The organism is Oscillatoria sp. HE19RPO, assembly GCF_024220515.1.
In the GTDB taxonomy this organism is placed as follows: Bacteria; Cyanobacteriota; Cyanobacteriia; order Cyanobacteriales; family Laspinemataceae; genus Laspinema.
On the sequence record NZ_JAMXOT010000080.1, the window covers coordinates 1 to 20,873 of the forward strand.

Genomic DNA, 20,873 nt, shown 5'->3' on the forward strand with positions numbered 1-20,873 from the left:
TGCAGGGTTAAGAGTTTTGAATGTAAATCTCGCAGTGAGGCATCACTGGAGAGCCAGCTTTCCACTTGCTGACGTTCAGTTTCAGTCACCTCACCATCGAGGTAGGCACTGAGTAACTCAAATCTATCTGCAGGAATAGCGGCAATTGGGCGATCGACAACCAGAGGCGTGACGGCTTCTGGTTGTTCGATTTCGTCAATCCGACTAAAGACACCCTTGAGCAAAGCATCTACAGGCTGAGTCTGCGGTGGTGCCGGTAGGGAGGTCAATCCCTGATGCAGGGTTAAGAGTCTCGAATGTAAGTCTCGCAGTGAGGCATCCTGTTCGAGCCAGACCTCTACTTGTTGACGTTCGGTGTCAGTGACTTCGCCGTCGAGGTAAGCGCTGAGTAATTCAAATTGATCGGCGCTGTGAGCATCGATCAAGGCTGAATCTGGGGTCACGGAATTCCATAGTGCCATTGGCTGATTGCGATCGGTTAAATTAAAAGATCGTGAACCCCCTAGGGCTTGTTTTTTGGGAGCGTGATGGGATTCATAGTTAGGATTCATGTCAACACCACCACCAAATTAAACTGGATAATGCACCCTGAATAATAATCACAACTGCAAGCTTGTTTACTAATAATCATATCTGAATAGATTGGGCGTCTAACGTTGAGAAATACAACGTTAAGTTACATGAGAAAATTGCGTTTCCAATACCGCAACCCGACGCCTAACTGTCCAAATAAGTTTGAAGTTGAACTTGCAGACGCTGACGGGCGCGGGCAATTCTCGATTTTACGGTGCCGAGAGAAACGCCGGTAATTTCAGCAATTTCCTCGTAAGCTAATCCTTCAATTTCGCGCAGGACAATAGTCGTGCGGAATACTTCAGGTAAATCAGCGATCGCGGCGCGTAATTGGTCGTAAAATTCGCGGGTCGTCAAGTCATCTTCCGGACCGGGTTCATCGGCAGCTATTTCCCAATCCATTTGCCCATCCTCTAACATCCGAGGGGCATCTAAAGACAGGGGGTCGCGCACCCGCTTGCGCTTGCGTAGCTCATCGTAGAACAAATTCGTAGCAATTCGGCTTAACCAACCCCGGAATTTAACCGGGTCGTTTAACCGTTTGACATTGCGGTAAACCCGAATCCAAACTTCCTGTGCTAAATCTGCCCGGTCTTGCCAATCAGGAGCCAAGTGGTACAAAATTTTATCCACATGAGACTGATAACGGCGTAGCAGTTCAGCGAACGCCGACCGGTCAGGGCTGAGGCCCTCCTGACAGCGCAGGACTAAATCGTAATTTGACAGTTTATCTGGTTGCACTGAGGCTGGAGAATTAGTGGCCTCACCCGTTTGCCAGGATGTAGAAGGAGTGTAACTCATCTGTTAAAAACGGGTCGGAAACCCCGTCATTTACGGCGAGAATGTGGAGAGTTTTTTTCCTGGATCAATCATAAATAATCATCCGATGGAACTCTCCGAAACCCTTATGTGTTCTCCTTGCCGACCGCTACCGTGATGTCCGCCTTTTAGACGAGTCTGGCAATTCAGACTTTGACATCATCCGAATTACGGGGGTATTCATCAACTGTTTACCCGGTAACGGCTTGATTGGCAGTGTCAGCGTTTAAGTTCCGGATGATTGCCCGAAGCCCCTTCCAGTCGAAAGGGTGCTGATGGGGTTGGAATGATTGCTATAACATTCCAGGTACTGGAGACGCTTTTATCCTAGCAAAAGTTCCCGTTTCCGGGAGTTGGGTGAGTGGCACTTTTAGTTTTGTCTCTATAGAGTGCAAGACTCTTGAACGGGTCAATTGTTTCCCCGGGTTCTTAATTTTCAGCGATCGCTCAGAACCGTTTATCCCAGAAAACCCCAGACCACAAGTTTGAACACTCCTATCCCATTTTAACAAGTCGAGACAAGTCGAGTTCTGGTTAGGGAACTCCAAAAAATAAAATCTCCAAAACGTTCGTTCGTATGACGGATCAACGGAGTAGCCCCCTCAATGTAGGGGCGCAATGCTTGCGCCCTCCGGAGGGCCTGCGCATTGCGCCCCTACAGATACCTTCCTTTCAGTTAAACGGTTGGAGGATTTATATTTTGCAATTCCCTTATTCGTCCTGGGCTTCACAAGCGCCAATACTGACCCAAGAACTAGAACCATCAGCCCAATGTTCTTTTTTCCAGATAGGGGCATTGTGCTTGAGGGTATCGATCGCATACTGACAGGCTTCAAAGGCTTCCCGGCGATGGGGACAACCCACCGCCACTAAAACACTAATTTCGCCAATTTGTAAGCGCCCGGTACGATGAAAAATCACCACCCGCTTCACATCGGGCCAACTGGACCGGATTGAGGCAGCAATTTGCTGAAAAACTGCCACCGCCATTGGTGCATAAGCTTGATACTCCAGGGCAACCACGGGTTTCCCATCGGTTTGATTGCGAACCATGCCACTCATGACCACCACCGCCCCATTGCCAGGGTCATCAGCTAGGGCATAAACTTCCTCTAACGATAAGGGGGCGAAAGTCAGAGCAAAGCGATCGCTGTTTGAGGAAGCGATCGCATCCGGAACCGGGGTTGATAAGGTTGGGTTGGTCATAGTTGATGCACGTTCTTGGGGTCATACCGAATTCGGTTTTCAAAGGTCTATAAAAACCCACACCCTCAAGGGTGGGGCTATACAGACGAAGCCTGCCTACGCAGGCTACAAGATTAAAATAGGTCTTTAACAACCGGATTGTGTATCACTTCCCACTCAGTTTAAAATCCCTGAGTGCAAAGACCTCCATTCTACTGAACCTTGCCGCCCCCCATCAGATAGAGCAACGCCATGCGGACCGCCACCCCAGAGGTCACTTGTTGAGAAATTAGGCTAAACTGGGGGTCATCCATCAGGTCGGAACTAATTTCTACCCCTCGATTCACGGGACCCGGATGTAATAGTTTCACATTCGGGTTGCAGAGTTTGAGGCGATCGCGGGTAATCCCATAATGCTGATGATACTCCCGCAAACTCGGCAAAAGATGCTGGCTCATCCGCTCTTTTTGTAATCGCAGAGTCATCACAAAATCAGCATTTTCCAGGGCTTCTTCTACCGTCCAATGTAACGACAACTGACCGGCTCTGCCCACCCCCATATCTGCAAACAGTTGAGGCAGGAGGGTCGGAGGTCCCGCCAGATGCAGTTCAGCCCCCGTGGCTGCCGTCAGACTCCAGATATTCGATCGCGCCACCCGCGAATGGAGAATATCCCCAACGATCGCAATTTTTTTACCCTGCAACAGTTCCAGGCGAGGACGGTCCCGATCCAGCAGGGAGCAAATGGTAAACAAATCCAGCAATCCTTGGGAGGGATGTTCATGTTGTCCATCTCCAGCATTCAGGACCCCCACCCGGGAACCCAGTCGGTCCATTTCCGTGGCGATCGCCTGGGGGACTCCCGCCTCCCGATGGCGAATCACCATCAAATCGGTTCCCATTGCCAAATAAGTTTTAGCCGTATCCAAAATCGTCTCCCCTTTCGTCAGGGAAGAGGACCCGGGGGCAAAATTCAAGGTATCTGCGGAGAGTCGTTTGGCTGCCAGTTCAAAACTGCTACGGGTGCGAGTTGAAGGTTCAAAGAATAAATTAGCCACCACCTGCCCTTGCAGGGTCGGCACTTTTTTCATCCGTCGGGAGAGGACCTCCCCAAAACTCGCGGCAGTTTGCAGCACCGTATCGTATTCTGAAGAAACAAAATCAGCCAAAGAAATAATGTGGCGGCGAGTCCATGTAGTAGCCATGCAAGAAGTTTTTCACTCGAATTCTATCCTCAAAAAATATATAGCCCAGCCGATCATTGGCATCACTCTTGTGATTTTATTGTCCGTGGCTGGCTGTGGTGCCCCACCCACCACCACGGACCCAGGGATGCCCTCATCCCCGTCCAATGGGGCGGTTTCTCCGGATACCCAACAACCCCAGTCGGTAGCTACAGCCAACGTAACGATTTACGAAGTTGACTCCCAGTGTCAAGAATTGCTGCCGCAAACGGTGTCAGTTCCTGCCGATCGCCCGATTGAGGCGGCAGTGGGTCAAGTCATCCAAAATGCCGGGACAGTCGATTTTAATATCGTCGGTTATCGGGTGACGGTGGATAACACCACGGGAGTGGCCACGGTGGATCTGCGGGCGGACCCCAATACTCAACGGCAATTTGTCTCCCTGTCTAGCTGTGAGCGGTTTTCCCTCTTCGGCAGTCTGGAGAGAACCTTAACGGAAAATCCCCAGTGGCAGATTGAGACTGTGGAATTTACTGAGCGCGGAGTACCTTTGGAGATTTAAACTCAGGCCCGCACCCTCAAGGGTGGAGGCTCACAAGACGAAGCGGTGCCTGCGCGGGCTAAGGGAACTCCAAAACATAAAATATCCAAAACACCCGCACCCTGAAGGGTGGGGCTACACAGACGAAGCGGTGCCTGCGCGGGCTAAAAGAGTCTTGTTTAGGTGCTTAACCTTATGATGCAATAGCAATTTATTTGTGGGAATACCCTAAACTTTATTCTTCAGCCTGCGTAGGCAGGCTTTGTCCGTATAGCCCCACCCTTCAGGGTGCGGGTTTTCTGTGTGGCGTCATCAAATCTTTACAATTTGGAGACGGAGAGACTGTTTGCCAAGTACCACCGCCAAGGCAAGTCGGTGCCTACGGAAATCCCAATCCGGGTGGTTTGAACTAAGCTCAGGGTCCCTTGGTCTAACTGCTGCTGAAATTCTGGGGTCCGATGTTCCAAGCACAAAGGACCCCCAGGCTGTAAGGGGCGATCGTTCAAACTGCGATCGATTTCCAGGGTCCGACAGAGTTTCCCGGGTCCTGCGGCAATCCTAGATAACTTTTCCTTCTTCTGGAGTCCCTGTGGCATGATATCCAGTTGTAAGGCGCGAATCAGGACTGCACTGGGAACCCCTGGGCGATCGCATACAATATTCAGGCAGTGGTACATCCCATAAATCAGATAGACATAAATCGTTCCCGGGGGTCCAAACATGGCCTGATTACGTGGGGTACGGCTTCGGTAGGCATGACTGGCGGGGTCTCCCGGTTGGTAGGCTTCAGTTTCGGCGATCGTCCCCCGAATTTGTGGTCCATCGGGCAGTTGCCGGACTAACGTGCAACCGATTAAAGCCGGTGCGACTTCGGTTGATGGACGGGCCAGCCATTCAGGTTCTACAATAGTCATGCTTGGTTTCATTCATCCTGGTTTTGTTGTTTCTGGAAATTTATGGATATTAAAGTAATTCTGCCGATTCTCAGCATTGTTTTTATCGTATCTTGCCTGTTTTTTGGCACCAAAAACGGCTTCTACGATTCTGATAACTATCACGGGAACGGATCGGCGCACTAATTAGTCTGAGTCGCTTTGATTTGAATTTAAAAAAGACACCTGCCGAGGGTGTCTTTTTTCCGGCTGAACCACTTGCAAATCACCCCAGGGTGATTTGTTCCCCATCCCCAGTTTGCTCAAGTTTTGTAAAGTTATCCTGAAATACTTGACACCGATTTGAAAAACTGTAAAAATTAATACAGAATTTATTGATACGTTCATCTCTACCGGCTTTGCGAACTACCTGATTGTTAGGTCCCCGGCAGGGACGGAAGTAGGGAGTTGTCCCGAAGGAACGCGGCTTACTCAATCACGAAGCTGTTTTAGGAGTAGAAGACGCGCATGAAACTTACCTATCGTGGGATTAGCTATGAATCCAACCCCGTTCCCACCCCCAACAAGACCCCTCTGGAACTAACAGGTCAATATCGGGGCGTACACTGGCGCTTAAGCAATGCCCTCACGTATCCGATGGAAGAACCACCTGCTGAACTGATGTATCGCGGTGCCACCTATTCTACAGGTACTGCCCAGGTGGTTGTCAAAGAAAGCTATGAAACTCCCGCCTGCATTCCCACCTCCCCTGTGGATCAATTATGGGTCGCGAATTTAGAAGAAAAAGCTCGGGCTTTGGCCCTTTCCAATGGCCGTTCAATTAAGAAACGGCAACAGGCTATGCTCGGTCGAGTGGCGGCTGAAGTGGGTCTATCTAGCGATATTTCCAACTACTGGAATCGCATTCAAGGCAAAGTTCATCCGAGTTTTCGAGCTTCCTATTCCCGCAGTTCGGTTTCCTTAAGTTAATCAAAGATTCCTGAACTAAATTCACAGGAATTACCCATATTTTGATAATCCACCCCAAATGTAGAGGCGATTCGCGAATCGCCTCTACATTTGGGTTTTTATTTTCAAGATGGGGTAAGTCCTGATTCAACAAGTTTTAACGGTTTTAGCCACCCCAAAAGGGGTGTTTTTTGCGCCATCCAGTTCAAGATAAAATCTCAAGAGAAAGAGGGTAAAAAGCTGACAATCCCCGGAAATACAATCAACAAAATCAAGACAAACACTTGAATCAAAATAAAGGGGATAACCCCGCGATAAATATCCCCCGTTGTGACTTCCGGTGGAGCAATCCCGCGCAGATAAAACAAGGCAAATCCAAAGGGGGGAGTTAGAAAAGAAGTTTGGAGGTTTGCGCCTAAAATGACCCCAAACCAGACTAAATCTAAACCTAACGTTTGGGCGACGGGGACAAACAGGGGAATCACGATAAAGGCAATTTCAAAGAAATCGATAAAGAATCCCAGGATGAAAACCGTCAGCATACAAACCAGCAAAAACCCAGTGGTTTCTCCTGGCAGGTTGGTGAGTAAATCAAACATGAAACTATCCCCATGTAAACCTCGGAAAATTAGGCTAAATGCGGTTGATCCCACCAGGATAAACATCACCATTGTGGTGGTCCGGAGGGTGATATCACAGACCCTTTGCAGGGCTGTCCAATTGAGTTGACGGTTCGCCCCGGCTAGGGCGAGGGCACCCAATGCACCGACGGCCCCGGCTTCGGTGGGGGTGGCAATTCCAAAGAAGATGCTACCGAGAACGAGTAAAATTAACAGAGTCGGCGGAATCATGACGGTGACGACCCGAATCAATAATTTTGTCCCGGTCATGGTGCGAACTTCTGCGGGCAAGGCGGGGGCTAAATCAGGGCGCAAAAAGGCAATAATGACAACGTGCAAAGCAAAGGCTCCGGCCATCATTAATCCGGGGATTAATGACCCGATAAATAAATCCCCAACGGAAATCCCTAGCTGATCTCCAAGCACTACTAATACAACGGAAGGGGGGATAATTTGTCCGAGAGTTCCCGAGGCGGCGATGACTCCGGTTGCCAGTTGTTTGTTATAGCCATATCGCAACATAATCGGTAGAGAAATTAATCCCATCGCCACGACTGTTGCAGCGACAACGCCGGTGGTGGCGGCTAATAAGGCCCCGACTAAGACGACAGCTAGGGCTAATCCCCCGCGCAAACGCCCGAACAGAATCCCCATTGTTTCTAAGAGGTTTTCGGCAATGCCGGATTTTTCCAGCATCGCTCCCATAAAAATAAAGTAGGGAATGGCGAGGAGGGTATAGTTTTCCATGATGCCAAAGATTCGCAAGGGCATCGCATTTAGGAGGACTGGATCAAAAGCACCCAAAGCCATCCCGAGTAGACCAAATAGGATGGCGACGCCACCGAGAGAAAAGGCGACGGGATAGCCAAAGGATAAGAGGAATAAGGCCCCGGCAAACATGGCAGGGCCTAGCCATTGATAGTCATAGCTCAGATTCATGATGTTCCTGATGGGGGGGTAGCCAGCCTTGGAAAATCGCAAACTTTTTAATGGCTTCGGAAATTCCTTGGAGAATGAGCAGGAAGAAGCTGATTAGAATAACAGCTTTAATGGGGTAGCGGGGTAATCCACCGGGGTCTGGGGAAATTTCGCCGATCGCCCAAGAGGCGGCGATGGTATTCCAAGAGAAAAATATCACCAAAATCGAAAAGGGGATCAGGAATAACAGGGTGCCGATTAAGTCTAATAAGGCTTTCCGCTTGGGTGACCAACTGCTATAAAAAACATCAACCCGAACGTGCTCGTCATGTTTGAGTGCATAAGCTGCACCTAAGAGGAAAATCAGGTCGAAAATGTACCATTGGGTCTCGATTAGGGCATTGGAGGTCAAATTTTGACCCACTGCACGTCCGAGATAGCGACCGATGACGTTCCAGACGCCAACGAGGACCATCAGGAGGACGAGCCCACTCATGAACCGTCCGATATATTCATTCAGGCGATCGATCAGGGTGGAGAGGCGTAATAGTTTATCCAAGGTTGGATCTTGTCGAATGAACGAATGAACTGGAGATGATTTTATGCTGAATGGGGGATAAAATTATACCCGCGATCGCACCAGAAGGGCGATCGCGGGTATTCTGTAGCACTCTGGCCGGTTGCAGTTGACATGAACCCCAGAAGTCTGTTCAATCAACTAAAGTCAGCTATTCTAACGGATCGCTATCTCGGAAGAAGGCTAGGGCGACTGCAGGGTAAACCGCAAGAATAAGGGTCCTCCCCTCTGGACATCCCCGATCCGATGAGGGAGAGCTTCGGTCATCCTGCGACCTAAAATAGGGTAAAGGTGGGTGGGATTTCTAGCTACCCTAGACTATCCCAGGCTTGAGAGACTAATTCACTCAGCCACCGTCGCTGATGTAAGTCAAGTAGGGAGTCGTCGGCTAGAACCTCTGCCGTCACTTCCTCCAAGGACTTCCCCTGTGCTCGTGCGATTTTTATCACCCCCGCGATCGCTGATGCCACTAATTCTTCATCAATGGGCTGTTGCCGCAGCGCAACCAGTTCTTGTGGACTCGTGGGAATGGGATAATTCATGGTTAATCCGCAGATCTCCTGGGTATCAATCAATAGGATGAGTTTCTTAACTTTTTTTAAGGAATTTTAATTCTGTAACCGGAATCTTAGCGCACTTTTCCCCCTTGTCAACCCTATTTTTAGCCGATTTATCGGAGTAAATATCGCTGATCATGAAAGAAATCCTCTATTTAGAAGTTCCCACACCGGATATCGCAGCCGTTCAAACTTGGTTGCACCAGGACTTCACTCCGGACTCCGGAAAAAAACTCCTGACCCGTGATGGCATAAGACTCGAATTTTGTCAAGAACCTAACTCATTCGCCACCGAACCTGGAGAGACGCCGGAACTGTCGATCTTTACCTGGACGGTTCAAAGAACCGCCTACCTGAAAGTTTTTCGATGGTCTCAACGACCCATTTCCAGGGAAAAACAAATCATAGCCGGATTGACTAGCCAGATCAGAGATCGGTTTCCCTGCCACTATCCCAAACCCCCGGAAATCAACTTATCTGAGCAAACTATCTTTGAAGCGTTAGCTAAAGATTACCCTCTCACGGTTAAATACTTTCAAAAAATTCCCAACGGAGAATACGATCTCAATCGGGTTTATTGGTGGGAACAACGGTGGCGCGAAGGTGTTCGCAATCCCCAACAACCCAAACAGGTGGTGTTTCAAAAACCGCAAAGTGACTCTTTTACACCTCCCCCCTACGATTTAATTTATATTGGCGGGGCCTTGGGGGTGATTCATGCCGCAGTCATGGCGCGACTGGGGTATCGGGTTCTGTTGTTGGAACGCTTACCGTTTGGTCGGATGAACCGGGAATGGAACATTTCCCGGGGGGAATTTCAAAATTTGATTGACTTGGGTTTATTTACCCCGGCAGAATTTGAAAGTGTGATTGCCTGTGAATATAAAGATGGGTTTCATAAATTCTTTGATGCCAACAATCCCCCCCAATGTAAAGCGGCCATTCTGCATACCCCGACGGTTTTGAATATTGCGATCGATGCGGAAAAACTGCTGAAACTGTGTGGCACCAAACTCCGAGAAGCGGGGGGAGAAATTTGGGATGAAACGGAATTTCTCACCGTTGAGATTGAACCCCAGCAAGCAGTGGTCAAGGCAAAACATCTACCCACTGGCGAGGAACGAGTCGCTGGGGGTCGTCTGTTGGTGGATGCAATGGGAACGGCTTCCCCGATCGCCTGGCAACTCAATGGCAGTCGCACCTTTGATAGTGTCTGTCCCACGGTGGGGGCGGTGATTGCTGATGGGTTTGAACCCGGGGTCTGGGATTCCCAATATGGAGATGTTCTTAACAGTCATGGGGACATTTCTCGGGGACGACAACTGATTTGGGAGTTATTCCCGGCGGCGGGTTCGGAACTCACCTTTTATTTGTTCCACTACCATCAGGTTCACCCCGATAACCCGGGTTCGTTACTAGAGATGTATGAGGACTTTTTTACCATTCTGCCGGAGTATCGACGGTGCGATCTCGATCGCCTAGAGTGGAAAAAAGCTACTTTTGGCTATATTCCGGGCTATTTTAGTGTGGCGAGTCACGATCGCCGGGTGGCAGTCGATCGATTGATGGCGATCGGGGATGCCGCCTCTTTACAATCTCCCCTAGTCTTCACCGGATTTGGTTCCCTGGTCCGCAATATGGCCCGGTTAACCACTCTGCTGGATACGGCCCTCAAACATGATTTATTGCAGTCGCGCCACTTAAACCAAATTCGCGCCTTTCAAAGCAATGTTGCCGTAACTTGGCTGTTTTCTAAAGGCATGATGGTGCCAACGGGTCGGTTCTTACCCCCCGAACGGATTAACTCCATGTTGAATACATTTTTTGGGGTATTAGCTAGTGAACCAGGATCCGTGGCGGATACGTTTATTAAAGACCGCGTAGACTGGCTAACGTTTCATCGATTAGCCCTGAAAGCCGCTTGGCAAAACCCATCCCTGTTGTTATGGATTTGGGAACTAGCGGGACCGAAAGATTTGCTGCGCTGGGTGGGCAGTTATCTGTACTTTACTCTGATTTCTTTTTTGGGTTGGGTGTTGGGTTGGTTGCCTGGGTTTGCCCGCACTATTCAACCGGGATTGGAACCCCGATTTCCAGGGTTATGGCTGTGGTTACTGGCTAAAAGTTATGCCCTAACCGATGGACTGGGACGGCCCCAGGGTGAGTTAAAACGCTGGAATCTGGGCAAAAAAAATCAAACTGTAGAAGAAGGGGTGAGTGGGTGAAGGTTGACGGGGGTTTGAACCCTAGCCCTGTCAAGGTGTATTTGTAGGGGCTTCGAGGCTTGCGCCCACCTAGGGGCGATTCGCGAATCGCCCCTAGGTTCCATCACTCTTTTTCGTCATTCAATTGATTACCAATTGAGGGCCTGCACATTGCGCCCCTAGAAAATCACAATTTTTCGTCATTAAATTTACTACATTGACAGGGCTAGGGTTCTAACCCCCGTCAATCGGGTTATTTTTTATTGGAAAAACTGGGTAATTCTACTGCTGAGAAGGAGTTGCGTTTTTTCTGGGCCGATCGCACGGGATAAACAACAGGTGCAGGCCAACTGGATTCGCTTGAGCCTCCGGTGGTGTTAGACCCTGAATTGGCCTGTTCCTGCCCCGTTTGAGGGGATTCCCCAGGCAATTGGACTGGCGTTGGAGTCTGGCTTTGGGATTGTTCCGAGAAGGCTTTGGCTTGTAACAACAGTTGGACCTCGCTGTTGCCGGTGAGGAGGGGTTCGGGTTGGACAGGGGCGGGGGGTTGAGAACCTTTGCTACTGGAGTCGGTAGCCCGATCGCCTATTCTGTCAGTTAAGGGAGAAACCACGGGGACTGAGGGGAGATGCAGGGATAAGGCAGGAGTCGCGGGGGCCAAAATTACCGGGCGATCGCGTTTGGGTTCTAAATGGGGCTTCTCAATCAATGAGTCTAAATCCTCCCAGACGGGTTGCTCATTTTCTGAGTGTTTGGATGGGGTTTTGTTCTGAGCAGAAGGTTGCTCAGGGAGGGGTTCCTGGGTTGGAATGTGGGAGGGTAAGGGTTGCAAATGCTCTGCCTTGGCGGACAAAGGCAGGCGAATTTTTGATAAGTCTGGGGCGGATTTGACTTCGGGGACGGGTTGCTGCCTAGGTTCCACTGAATCGGAATCCGCAATGGACCAAGGTTTGATGGGGTCCGCTTTTGGGAAGAGGGTGGTGTTGGGGGGATTGGGGTTGGCGATCGCTTCTTTTGCCCCAGTTTCGACCACATCTGTGGGTTCTTCTAGGGTGGACTGCCGCAGGGAGGCGATCGCACTGGCTTTTTCTAACGGGGTCTCAATACATTTTTCCAGGGCCGCTTTAAATTGCAAGGTGTGGCGTTGCTGGCGATGCAGGCGAGCTCGCAGGTCCTGACAGGTGGTTTGGGTTTGAACTAAAATCTGGGACTGTTCGTGATACCGTTGCTGGGTCAGGGCGCATTCCCGTTCCAGTTTCGCTCTAATTTCTTGGCTGGTTTGCAGTTGAGTCCCTAGGGCGGCGATTTGTTGTTGCTGCTGTTGGATTTGTTTGGTTGCCGATTGGATATGTTCCGACAACTGCTCGATTTGTCCGGTGATACTTTTGAGTTCTAGGGTACGTCGGTCTAAGAGTTTTTGGCGATCTAAGGCTTGCGATCGCTGTTGTTGTAAGGATTGTCTACATTCATGTAGCAGGGTTTCGAGTTGTTCGACTCTGCCATCGAGTTCCAAGTTTTCCTGTTGCAGTTGTTCGACAAGGACCGCTTCGGGTGACGCTGCACAGGAGAGAGAGGGGGTATTGATGCGGGCGATCGCCTCCCCGATGGATTCTGTATTTCTCAGGACCTCGGCGCTGGGTGCTTCTTCTTCACTGTTTACCAATAAGGCATCAATACTGATGGCATTGGGAAATTCTACGGTTTCCCAGTCTTCTTCTGGACCTAAATCCGTGGGGGAGATCTCCGGGTTGACGATGGGACTGCCCGGTTGAGACGCCGGTTCTATCTGGTTCAATTCCTGGGGTGCGATCGGTTCTGGGTTATTGTTGGTGGGATTTTCAGCGTCACTCATTGCTTTCCTTGGTAAACTAAATACAGTTTAAACTCCAGTTGAGTTCCTCTTGGAGGCTATCAAACCCAGAAGAAAACACCGGAATTGGGCCATGCACTCCGAATTTTAATGGTCCTGAGAAACCTGAAGTAGAGGTCAATCCCTTGTGAAATTGATAGCCATTTTTTGATTCCCTCTGTTTTTTCAACTCTGCGTTTTTTATTTTATAACTTATGACTGGGAAAATTTTGGCAAAGAAAACAGTCCGAGATTTTAAATTTGCCGCGATCAGCGATCCGCACGTTGCTGTCCCGGAAACGATTTTAGATCACCCCAGCCGGTTTCATTTGGTTGAAGTGAGTATCCCGGCTTTAGAAGCTGCCCTGGCCCATTTAGCTCAACTGGATCTGGATTTTTTACTCCTCCCTGGGGATTTAACTCAGCATGGAGAACCGGCCAATCATGAATGGTTAGCAGACTGCTTGACAAAATTGCCATTTCCTGCTTATGTCATTCCGGGAAATCATGATGTGCCCGTGGCGATCGCAGATAAAAAGTCGATTGGTCTGGCTGATTTTCCCTATTATTATCGTCAATTTGGTTATCAGAATCCCGAGCAACTTTACTACAGCCATGAGGTCTTACCTGGAGTCCGGCTAATTGGTCTTAATTCTAACCAATTTGATGAAAATGGCAAGCAACTCGGGCGGCTGGATTTACAGCAATTGCAATGGTTGCAAGGGGTATTGGATCGGGTCACTCCAGAGGAACAGGTGATGGTGATGATTCACCATAATGTTTTAGAACATTTACCGGGACAATCCCAACACGCGATGGGACAGCGGTATATGTTAGACAATGCACCGACTCTGGTGGAAATGCTCCAGGAGGCAGGGGTACAGCTGGTGTTAACGGGACATTTGCACGTCCAGGATGTCGCCTCGGATCATGGCATCTATGATATCACGACTGGTTCTTTAGTCAGTCATCCTCATCCCTACCGGGTGTTTCACTATCGCACGGATAAAGAAGGTCAGCATTGTTTAGATATTTGCACCCATCGGATTGAGTCGGTCCCGGGATGGCCAAAATTGTTGGAACTGTCGCGAGAATGGATGGGCGATCGCTCTCATCCGTTTATGATGCAGTTACTCATGGGTTCCCCGCTGAATTTACCCAAGTCTCAAGCGTCCATTCTTGCCCCAACTTTACGTTATTTTTGGGCGGATATTGCTTGTGGAGATGGCAGTTTTGATTTTCCCGAGTTTCCACCCCAGGTCCGCCGCTATTTTCAACGCTTTAGTGCCGGGGGGAATTTGCAAAATGGCGATCGGGCGGATTCACAACAACCTGTGGCAATGGACAACCACGGGACCTTGGTCTTGTCTAAATCAGCATGAGTGGGAATATTCAACATGAGTTACGCCTTTTTAAAGAAAAAACCCTAAATGTAGAGGCGATTCGCGAATCGCCTCTACATTTAGGGTTTAAGGTTATGGATTGCGTAAGTCCTGGGCGGATTAGTTAACCTTAGAATCCTGTGTTTCTGGTACAGAAACCGGGGTTCTTGTCCTAGCGAGCAATGGCCATGGAATCTCGCATCTGAGACAGCATGGGGGTGACTGCTTCGAGTAAGCTGGTCATGCCTTCGACTTCGTTGATCATATTGGCGATCGCCATTGCCTCGGATTCAGACGCATTATCCGAGAGATTAGCCAACTGTTCCAGCAACAGGGGTAGGGACTGACGCAGACTTGCCACTGAAGTCATGGATGGATTTAATCCCGTGGCATTTAGTCCACCACCAACGGGGAGTAAAGTTTGGAAGGTAGAGGATAATTTGTTCAAATCGGTTTCCACCGCTGCGACAGTGCTTAAGAATTGCTGACGTTTGCTAGAATCGGTGATTCCTTGAGCAATGCGATCGGCATTTTCGCGCAAGACTTCCGATGTAGCAGCCGGGACGATTTCCCTCTGGGCACCATCGCTGAGAATATTAAAGGTGAAAGGTTGCGGCCCGACGGGATTTTCCTCATAGAACGCTACCGCTTCGGGATCGAGAATCGCAGCCATTGTAAAATCAGCGGTTTCGGTATCAAACCCAACTTTCAAAGGGAAGGCGATGGGGTTTTCTGGATCGACTAAGGGCGTTAGACCCGTGATGGTAAACTCTTTGACCCCACCGCCAGGAAACTGGGTAAAATCTACCGAGTCACCAGGACCAAATTCACCCAATTCTTGACCATTGACGGAGACGGTAAACGGATTGGGGAAACCTGTGGGGAAGTCTTGAATCTCGGTAAACAGAGAATCCGAGGTCATGGTGTAGCGGAATCCTTCGGCAACCGGAGGGTCAAACCAGGCCCCTGTGACCACGCCCACGAAGCTAAAGGCTCCATTGGCCATGCCACCCGGTAACACGGGGTTATTTTCAGAGGAACCCGGAGAAATCCCAGCAAGGCTAATAAACACGCGCTGATTGCCAATTCGGACGAGCATTCCCCCCCAGCTACCCCAGGACCAACTTGATAAAAGGCGCATGGGAGCAAGTTCGCCTAAGTTCCCTAATGCCACTAGAGTTCCGAAAGCATTGCCGCGTCCATTGTTACCGGGAGGAACCAGCATGACAAACCGTTGCGGTCCGAGGGGGAGTTCCAAAATTTGAATCGCGGGGGGTGGGGGTTCCACAGATACGGGGACCGGGTTTTCTGTGGGAGTATTTCCGGTGGAATCCGATTGATTTGTGGAAACGGGAGCAGATTGTTGGGGTTCTGGCGCTTGGGCTGTGGGCAGTGGGGGTTCAGGGGTGGGTTCAGGAACCGTAGTTTCCAGAACCGGTGCCGGTTCCGGGGTCGGAACCTGTTCGATGGTGGGAGGTGGTGTGGGGGTTGGGGTTTGGGTTGGTGTTGGGGTTGTGGTTGTGGTGCTTTCCCCGGAAGGGGTTGGGGTGGGAAATGCAGAAAGGTTGCTCAAACTGCCGTCGATTAAAATTCGGGTAATCGAGATGGTAATTTCTCGAATAATCGTACCCCCGCCGCCAATGACTCCCCCGGTACTATCGGATTGGTTGGTAATAATGGTGGTGGTGACTTTGATATTGGAGTTGCTATTGATTATGGTGCCGGAATTTGAACCCGCGCCGGTACTATCCGATTGATTCGTTTCTGCTTGGACTGGAATCGGGGCAATCAGAGTGGCCGCTAGGGAAAACCCGAGAGGCAGACTGAGACACAGACCAGTTTTGAGTAAGAAATAGAGAATTTTCACGTTCACCCTCCTGAATTTGGGTTAAAAAAAGGACATTCCGTAGCCAACTCCGACTGAAAAGCGAGTGCCATCACCAGCGGTTCCAGTGATGTCGCTTAGGGTTGGGGTAATGACTATGGGTAAGTTGCGAAAGGGCAAGACTGATGCTCCAATGTTTAAGTCTTGGCCCGTCCATTCGGTAAAAACGCTGACCGGGGGGATGACTTGCACGGCAACGCTACCAAATACGCCGATGCTCCCTTCGTCTTCTTGCACTTGGTCTTCGGTGCGAAAGCGTCCGTTTCCGACTCCGGCAGAGACGGACAGTCGGCTAAAGGGGTCTTGGCTATTTTCGGTGAGGCGAAATCGCTTGCTGACGACTCCGTAAAGGCTGGTATCGGCATCGGAAAAGCCCCAGATTAAGGCGTTTTCGAGTCCAACTGCTACGGCGAGGTCACCGGGAAGGGCGCGGTGTACTTTGAAGTTAAAGGAACCGCGATCGCCATAGTCTGAGAGGTCTAAGGCGCTGACCCCCACATCGAAGCCGACGACGGTTTGGGGATTTCCAAAACTGACGACGAGACCTGCGGTGCCATCGGCTTTGTCGGTGTAACGGGTTCGTTCTTGATAACTTAAGCCGACTCCCACACTGCCAAAGCGTCCCCCATAAGCGGTGGGGGTATTAGAACTGGTTCCCGGTGCTCCGAGATAGATTTGTTGCAGTGGCACTTCTTGCAGGGTTTGTAGGCGCTGCTGAAGTTGCTGAGTTTTTGCTCTGACGTTTTGCCCGGTGGGATTATCAGAGGTTTGGGACCTCATTTCCGGACTGGTCCGGGAGAGGTCGGTATGATTGGGAGCAAGGGGGAAACCCAGGGTGGGAGTGGTCAGGCGATCGAGTAAGCAGGCTTGACAGTCCTGGGTGGGAGCGTCAAGGTTTAAGGGGCTTAGGGTTTGCGCGATCGCGCTGGTACTCCACCCGAGAGGTCCTAATAATGCGATCGCGAGCATCGCAGGTTGGACAGGCCAAATCTTCATAAAATTTTCGATGAGGAAACTTGCTCATTTGTTTCCCATTGGATTGTCTTGAACTTAGTCTCAACCGCCCAGATTTGGATGAAAAAGGGAGGGTTGGCAGACAAATCCACAGCATGGGATGGATGGGAAAGAAAAGCCAGACATCCAATAAATGGATGCAAATCCTAGAGTTTTTTTATTTTTTAAAATTTAAACTCCCGGATCAATGCGGGTTGCCTAGACGAAGGTAAAATTAGCAGAATTTTTATCTGCTAATCGCTAACATAGCACAAAACAAATCAACTAAATGTTCGGTTTGAACATGAAATTTTTTGTTAATTTTTGTCTCCTAAAATCTCCGTGAATTTAGGGAATTTTACTGTTTTTATCCCGGTGATAGGGGATTTAAAAAGTAAAAACTCCCCCAGAAATCGGGGCCAAACCGTTTCCAGCTCTTAATTTTCTAAATTGACTTTAGAAAAGAGGTGAAAGACTTTCACCAATTGGCAGCGGTTCCCTCCGTTGAAGGAAGGTAATTACGGTCAGCCCAACTCAGCATTCAAGAAATCGATAACTGCGATGGCGTTTCCCCTAAGGGGTGAGCGAACACTCAGTTAATCGACGGATGGATAGCTTTTAGAGAGGGTGACATATTCCAAATACGGACGTATATCCATGAAGGAAGGTTCCACCCCCCACTGGGCCAATTTCACCGTTGCAAAAAAAGCCACTCACGGGGATGTTCCCGACATATTGCCTAAATAGACGAGAGTCAAAATCAGGCTGACCATAAAGCTGCTCACCGCGCCCGAGGCAGGCAAACATTAATGCTCCCACGGAAGAACTGGAACCCGAAAAACTGCTCTGATACCGTTGCAGGAGCATTTCTAGGTCTTCGGCAGAGGTTTGGGCATCTCGGAGATGGAACTGGATGCGTTGGCCGGGACGGAGGCGATCGCCCACGGCAATGGCTCCTTCTCTGGGGTCCACTCCCAAGACATTGCGGATTAAAAAGTCCCCCTGTTCCAATTCATCTTTAAATTCATTCCGGGCAATGCCAATAAACAAGGAATGCTGGGCCAACTGCCGGTCTGATTCGTTGAGGTGTTCAATCACGGTTTTGAGGGCTTCTAAGGGTCTTTGAGAGACCCCTGAACCACAAGGACCGGCATCGAGGGCTAGGAGAATATTGCGCTCACACTCTTTGACGGTAAAGGGATGGCCAATCGGCTTACAACCCTGAGCGACAATGGTTTCTAGGACAATATTGCCACTCAAAGCCACGCCCACGGCCCCTTCTCGATAGAGGCGATCGCCGCTAAATAATGCCATCGTGTTTCCCATTGCTCCCCCACTGGCTAATCCCCCGACTTTAGCCGACCCAGGGTAAGCAAAATCTAACCCCTGCAATAAGTCATTAATTTTTGACGTAAATGGATCAGCCAGAATGACAAAGTGGGGGTGACTACTTGCGGGGACCCCAATGGCCTCTACCCAGGCATCGGGAGGACTATCTAAATCCGGTAGTTCTTCCCCATCCAAATGAAAGGCTTCTACCTGGACTCCAGGCAAACAGGCTAAGGTTAGACTCAAGGCGGGCTGTTCTTCCAGTTCTCGGGCGGCCTGTTGTCCATCCATCCCAATAATCCCGCTACCGGAACAGCCAATGAGAACGGGAACCCCTAACTGCTCTTGCAGTAAGGGCATCAGCCGCGAATATTCGCTGGCAAAAGCTGAGGAAATAAATACAAAGCCCAGATCCGCTGGGGCTGATAATAGCTGCTGCGATCGCTCGACGACCTCGAATACCGCCCCTTCCAATGAAGGACGGGTTGACAATGCATTTGCCCACTTCATCTCGTCTGCCACGGGTTCCACCTTTTTGAGAGAGTCCTAAAATTTTGAGTGTTAAAGATATTTATTTTTTAGCGGATTTTTGGGGGCCAACTGCCCTAAAGCGTCTCCATGAACCAACTGACCTGTGGCGATCGCCCCCTCCAAGCCTAGATCTGCAAGGCTATCGAGGCTTGTGTTAAAATAATTTAACATTTCTAGGGAATAAGACAGTAGAGTATCTACTGAGGGGGGAATGGGTCAAACCGCAGAATCTTAAAAAATAACAACGGATACAATGCCACAGCCCTGGTTTCCTGTATCTCTGGTAAAAGAAATTAGCGTTCTGTCCAAACCAGGCCCCTTCTAAGGTCTTCGGTTGGTTCCCAGCCCTCTACCAGACCCACCCAAAGAAGTTAGCGCTAAGATTGAGCGGAAACCTTTTCCATAGTTTCCATAGTGCCAAAGTTGTTGAGAAAACAAAAAGCTATGAGCAATATCCAAGAACAAATCGAACAAGAGCTTGCAAATGCCCGCGCTGTCTGCGATACCAGCGGAGCCAACTCCCAAGAGTGTGCAGCAGCCTGGGATGCGGCTGAAGAAGTGCAAGCCGAAGCAGCCCACAAGCGGCAACAAAAGCCCAAAAGCTCTTTAGAGAAATATTGTGATGACAACCCGGATGCGGCTGAATGCCGGATCTATGACGAATAAATTAGAGTTTGCAAGGGAATAACTCTGGATAAAGGGCTTTAACCTCGATTGCAATTTCTTTTTTTTGGCAACTGGAACTCTCTAGTTAGAGGGTCCAGTTGCTTCTGCTTGTTGGTGTTCAAAATAGCCGATCGCCCGGGGTCGTCTATTGACCAACGGTACAATGCTAACGTTCGATGGTCATGAAATCCACAATGGAGCAACCTTGGTTTCAACCGCTAGTCTGGATGGATTACCGACTAGCTGTCTTATTTGCAGTAATCCTGCCGCTGATTCTCCTGATCTGGTCTTTGACTCAGAATGCCGATTCCATTCAGCGGTTAATGATAATTTATTGGCGGGTTTCGAGCTTACTTGCCATTACGGTCTATCTGATGATTGGGGCGGTGCCTCTGAGCTTTATTTCGGCGTTCGCAGCTCGCTTTTTAATTCCGCTTTCTCTGTGGTTTTGGGTCGATCTCAATGAAGATTTGGACGATCGCCCTCAGTCTCCGTTAAAGCTGGTCTTTACCTCCTGGCGTTGGGCGATTTCCATTTATATGGCAGTGGGAACTTTAATTCAAATCCCCTTTTTAGGTTGTGCGTTCTCTAATCAATCGGCACTCCTAAATAACGCTTCCTGCCGAGTTTGGCTAGATCCCCCCTGGGGTTTTAAAGAAATTTTGCATCCCAATGGCGACCCCGGTTTATTAGGATTTTGGGGACTGGTGGGTTTAGTCCTTTATGTGGTTTGTTTTGCTTACTTTGTTCTGATTCGTCTGGGTAAGCAAGGGCGATCGGCAACGGGTCAATAATGCTGTTTTGGCTGGTTTGGACCGGGTTGTAGAGCAAGGGGCGATTTCCCCCCTTGCGATCGCCCCAGATGATTCTGAAATCCCCGCTCATTTTAAACTCGACTGAAACTTGAACGATGGCAATCACTCTCTCTGCGGGTCAACGTCTCGAAAAATATACTCAAAAACGTCCCCAGGAAGTCTTGATCGTGACGGCAGAAATTGATCAAGAACAGGATGAAATTACAATTTTCAAGGGATTTTCCAGTTCTTTAACCCGTCCCACGGCTTTCGATCCCGATGTGCCCATCTTACCGGACTCGGGTAAAATTATTAAAATCGATCGCATTAAAAGTCCCTTAAATCCAGAAAACCCCGACTATATTGAACAAGGACTGACTTGGGAGACGATTCAGCCTTTACTCGACAGTGTGGGAGTCTAATTT

Annotated in this window: 19 protein-coding genes and 1 riboswitch; of the genes, 7 read left to right on the top strand and 12 right to left on the bottom strand. The window is 49.5% G+C overall.

What is annotated here, in order from left to right; genetic code table 11:
• The 4 genes from NG833_RS08200 to NG833_RS08215 all read right to left on the bottom strand — a co-directional run.
• The coding region (locus NG833_RS08200; RefSeq protein WP_375293891.1) for an anti-sigma factor family protein at positions 1–551 on the bottom strand (551 nt) is incomplete at its 3' end.
• A gap of 166 nt (positions 552–717) precedes the next feature.
• Positions 718–1,374, bottom strand: coding sequence for a sigma-70 family RNA polymerase sigma factor (locus NG833_RS08205; protein ID WP_254564807.1), 657 nt, complete (start codon positions 1,372–1,374; stop codon positions 718–720).
• A 729-nt stretch (positions 1,375–2,103) separates the two neighbouring features.
• Entirely contained in the window at positions 2,104–2,598 is a 495-nt protein-coding gene (locus NG833_RS08210) for a molybdenum cofactor biosynthesis protein MoaE (protein ID WP_254564808.1), read from the bottom strand.
• A 191-nt stretch (positions 2,599–2,789) separates the two neighbouring features.
• Positions 2,790–3,782 carry an aspartate carbamoyltransferase catalytic subunit gene (locus NG833_RS08215; protein WP_015149921.1) on the bottom strand — a complete coding sequence of 331 codons (993 nt, stop codon included), beginning with the start codon at positions 3,780–3,782 and terminating at the stop codon, positions 2,790–2,792.
• Here NG833_RS08215 and NG833_RS08220 point away from each other — a divergent pair.
• Positions 3,781–4,323, top strand: a complete 543-nt coding sequence (locus NG833_RS08220) for a GerMN domain-containing protein (RefSeq protein ID WP_254564809.1) — start codon at positions 3,781–3,783, stop codon at positions 4,321–4,323. The two genes, NG833_RS08215 and NG833_RS08220, sit on opposite strands and share 2 nt — an antisense overlap.
• Positions 4,324–4,622: 299 nt before the next feature.
• Here the strand turns inward: NG833_RS08220 and NG833_RS08225 are convergent, their stop codons facing one another.
• The gene (locus NG833_RS08225) at positions 4,623–5,216 is read right to left on the bottom strand and encodes a DNA-3-methyladenine glycosylase (RefSeq protein ID WP_254564810.1); all 594 of its coding nucleotides are present in this window, start codon (positions 5,214–5,216) and stop codon (positions 4,623–4,625) included.
• Between the two features lie 357 nt (positions 5,217–5,573).
• Positions 5,574–5,662: riboswitch (Glutamine riboswitch) on the top strand.
• A gap of 40 nt (positions 5,663–5,702) precedes the next feature.
• Between NG833_RS08225 and NG833_RS08230 the strand changes: the two genes are divergently transcribed.
• Positions 5,703–6,164: a DUF4278 domain-containing protein gene (locus NG833_RS08230; RefSeq protein ID WP_254564811.1), complete on the top strand. Its 462-nt coding sequence runs from the start codon at positions 5,703–5,705 to the stop codon at positions 6,162–6,164.
• Between the two features lie 197 nt (positions 6,165–6,361).
• On the opposite strand, the gene NG833_RS08235 is transcribed toward NG833_RS08230, so the two are convergent.
• The 3 genes from NG833_RS08235 to NG833_RS08245 all read right to left on the bottom strand — a co-directional run bounded on the left by NG833_RS08235 (position 6,362) and on the right by NG833_RS08245 (position 8,800).
• On the bottom strand, positions 6,362–7,702 hold the full coding sequence (locus tag NG833_RS08235; protein WP_254564812.1) for a TRAP transporter large permease subunit: 1,341 nt from the start codon (positions 7,700–7,702) through the stop codon (positions 6,362–6,364).
• Positions 7,686–8,240: a TRAP transporter small permease subunit gene (locus tag NG833_RS08240; protein ID WP_254564813.1), complete on the bottom strand. Its 555-nt coding sequence runs from the start codon at positions 8,238–8,240 to the stop codon at positions 7,686–7,688. Before NG833_RS08240 ends, NG833_RS08235 begins: the two co-directional genes overlap by 17 nt.
• Positions 8,241–8,566: 326 nt before the next feature.
• Positions 8,567–8,800: a hypothetical protein gene (locus NG833_RS08245; protein WP_015149974.1), complete on the bottom strand. Its 234-nt coding sequence runs from the start codon at positions 8,798–8,800 to the stop codon at positions 8,567–8,569.
• Positions 8,801–8,952: 152 nt separating this feature from the next.
• Between NG833_RS08245 and NG833_RS08250 the strand changes: the two genes are divergently transcribed.
• Entirely contained in the window at positions 8,953–11,040 is a 2,088-nt protein-coding gene (locus NG833_RS08250) for an NAD(P)/FAD-dependent oxidoreductase (RefSeq protein WP_254564814.1), read from the top strand.
• Positions 11,041–11,272: 232 nt separating this feature from the next.
• Here the strand turns inward: NG833_RS08250 and NG833_RS08255 are convergent, their stop codons facing one another.
• Positions 11,273–12,871 carry a hypothetical protein gene (locus NG833_RS08255; protein WP_254564815.1) on the bottom strand — a complete coding sequence of 533 codons (1,599 nt, stop codon included), beginning with the start codon at positions 12,869–12,871 and terminating at the stop codon, positions 11,273–11,275.
• A gap of 212 nt (positions 12,872–13,083) precedes the next feature.
• Here NG833_RS08255 and NG833_RS08260 point away from each other — a divergent pair, with 212 nt between their 5' ends.
• Positions 13,084–14,250: a metallophosphoesterase gene (locus NG833_RS08260; RefSeq protein WP_254564816.1), complete on the top strand. Its 1,167-nt coding sequence runs from the start codon at positions 13,084–13,086 to the stop codon at positions 14,248–14,250.
• Positions 14,251–14,422: 172 nt separating this feature from the next.
• On the opposite strand, the gene NG833_RS08265 is transcribed toward NG833_RS08260, so the two are convergent.
• The 3 genes from NG833_RS08265 to NG833_RS08275 all read right to left on the bottom strand — a co-directional run bounded on the left by NG833_RS08265 (position 14,423) and on the right by NG833_RS08275 (position 18,967).
• Entirely contained in the window at positions 14,423–16,117 is a 1,695-nt protein-coding gene (locus NG833_RS08265; protein WP_254564817.1) for a hypothetical protein, read from the bottom strand.
• Between the two features lie 21 nt (positions 16,118–16,138).
• Positions 16,139–17,131 (bottom strand): hypothetical protein, encoded by a 993-nt coding sequence (locus NG833_RS08270; RefSeq protein ID WP_254564818.1) that lies wholly within the window; start codon positions 17,129–17,131, stop codon positions 16,139–16,141.
• 615 nt (positions 17,132–17,746) lie between these two features.
• A complete protein-coding gene (locus NG833_RS08275) occupies positions 17,747–18,967 on the bottom strand; it encodes an FIST N-terminal domain-containing protein (RefSeq protein WP_254564819.1) in 1,221 nt (406 codons plus the stop codon).
• 465 nt (positions 18,968–19,432) lie between these two features.
• Here NG833_RS08275 and NG833_RS08280 point away from each other — a divergent pair, with 465 nt between their 5' ends.
• The 3 genes from NG833_RS08280 (at position 19,433) to NG833_RS08290 (ending at position 20,870) form a co-directional block, all read left to right on the top strand.
• A complete protein-coding gene (locus tag NG833_RS08280; protein WP_015149967.1) occupies positions 19,433–19,654 on the top strand; it encodes a Calvin cycle protein CP12 in 222 nt (73 codons plus the stop codon).
• Positions 19,655–19,836: 182 nt separating this feature from the next.
• Positions 19,837–20,448 carry a DUF3177 family protein gene (locus tag NG833_RS08285; protein WP_254564820.1) on the top strand — a complete coding sequence of 204 codons (612 nt, stop codon included), beginning with the start codon at positions 19,837–19,839 and terminating at the stop codon, positions 20,446–20,448.
• A gap of 116 nt (positions 20,449–20,564) precedes the next feature.
• Positions 20,565–20,870 carry a hypothetical protein gene (locus tag NG833_RS08290; RefSeq protein ID WP_254564821.1) on the top strand — a complete coding sequence of 102 codons (306 nt, stop codon included), beginning with the start codon at positions 20,565–20,567 and terminating at the stop codon, positions 20,868–20,870.
• Positions 20,871–20,873 lie beyond the last annotated feature (3 nt).

Excerpts from the sequence above, each read along its gene's own strand:
- NG833_RS08225 (WP_254564810.1), bottom strand. The coding sequence starts at position 5,216 with ATGACTATTGTAGAACCTGAATGGCTGGCCCGTCCATCAACCGAAGTC.
- NG833_RS08270 (WP_254564818.1), bottom strand. The coding sequence starts at position 17,131 with ATGAAGATTTGGCCTGTCCAACCTGCGATGCTCGCGATCGCATTATTA.
- NG833_RS08280 (WP_015149967.1), top strand. The coding sequence starts at position 19,433 with ATGAGCAATATCCAAGAACAAATCGAACAAGAGCTTGCAAATGCCCGC.
- NG833_RS08285 (WP_254564820.1), top strand. The coding sequence starts at position 19,837 with ATGAAATCCACAATGGAGCAACCTTGGTTTCAACCGCTAGTCTGGATG.
- NG833_RS08250 (WP_254564814.1), top strand. The coding sequence starts at position 8,953 with ATGAAAGAAATCCTCTATTTAGAAGTTCCCACACCGGATATCGCAGCC.
- NG833_RS08230 (WP_254564811.1), top strand. The coding sequence starts at position 5,703 with ATGAAACTTACCTATCGTGGGATTAGCTATGAATCCAACCCCGTTCCC.
- NG833_RS08290 (WP_254564821.1), top strand. The coding sequence starts at position 20,565 with ATGGCAATCACTCTCTCTGCGGGTCAACGTCTCGAAAAATATACTCAA.
- NG833_RS08235 (WP_254564812.1), bottom strand. The coding sequence starts at position 7,702 with ATGAATCTGAGCTATGACTATCAATGGCTAGGCCCTGCCATGTTTGCC.
- NG833_RS08220 (WP_254564809.1), top strand. The coding sequence starts at position 3,781 with ATGCAAGAAGTTTTTCACTCGAATTCTATCCTCAAAAAATATATAGCC.
- NG833_RS08260 (WP_254564816.1), top strand. The coding sequence starts at position 13,084 with ATGACTGGGAAAATTTTGGCAAAGAAAACAGTCCGAGATTTTAAATTT.
- NG833_RS08210 (WP_254564808.1), bottom strand. The coding sequence starts at position 2,598 with ATGACCAACCCAACCTTATCAACCCCGGTTCCGGATGCGATCGCTTCC.
- NG833_RS08215 (WP_015149921.1), bottom strand. The coding sequence starts at position 3,782 with ATGGCTACTACATGGACTCGCCGCCACATTATTTCTTTGGCTGATTTT.
- NG833_RS08205 (WP_254564807.1), bottom strand. The coding sequence starts at position 1,374 with ATGAGTTACACTCCTTCTACATCCTGGCAAACGGGTGAGGCCACTAAT.
- NG833_RS08255 (WP_254564815.1), bottom strand. The coding sequence starts at position 12,871 with ATGAGTGACGCTGAAAATCCCACCAACAATAACCCAGAACCGATCGCA.
- NG833_RS08275 (WP_254564819.1), bottom strand. The coding sequence starts at position 18,967 with ATGAAGTGGGCAAATGCATTGTCAACCCGTCCTTCATTGGAAGGGGCG.
- NG833_RS08245 (WP_015149974.1), bottom strand. The coding sequence starts at position 8,800 with ATGAATTATCCCATTCCCACGAGTCCACAAGAACTGGTTGCGCTGCGG.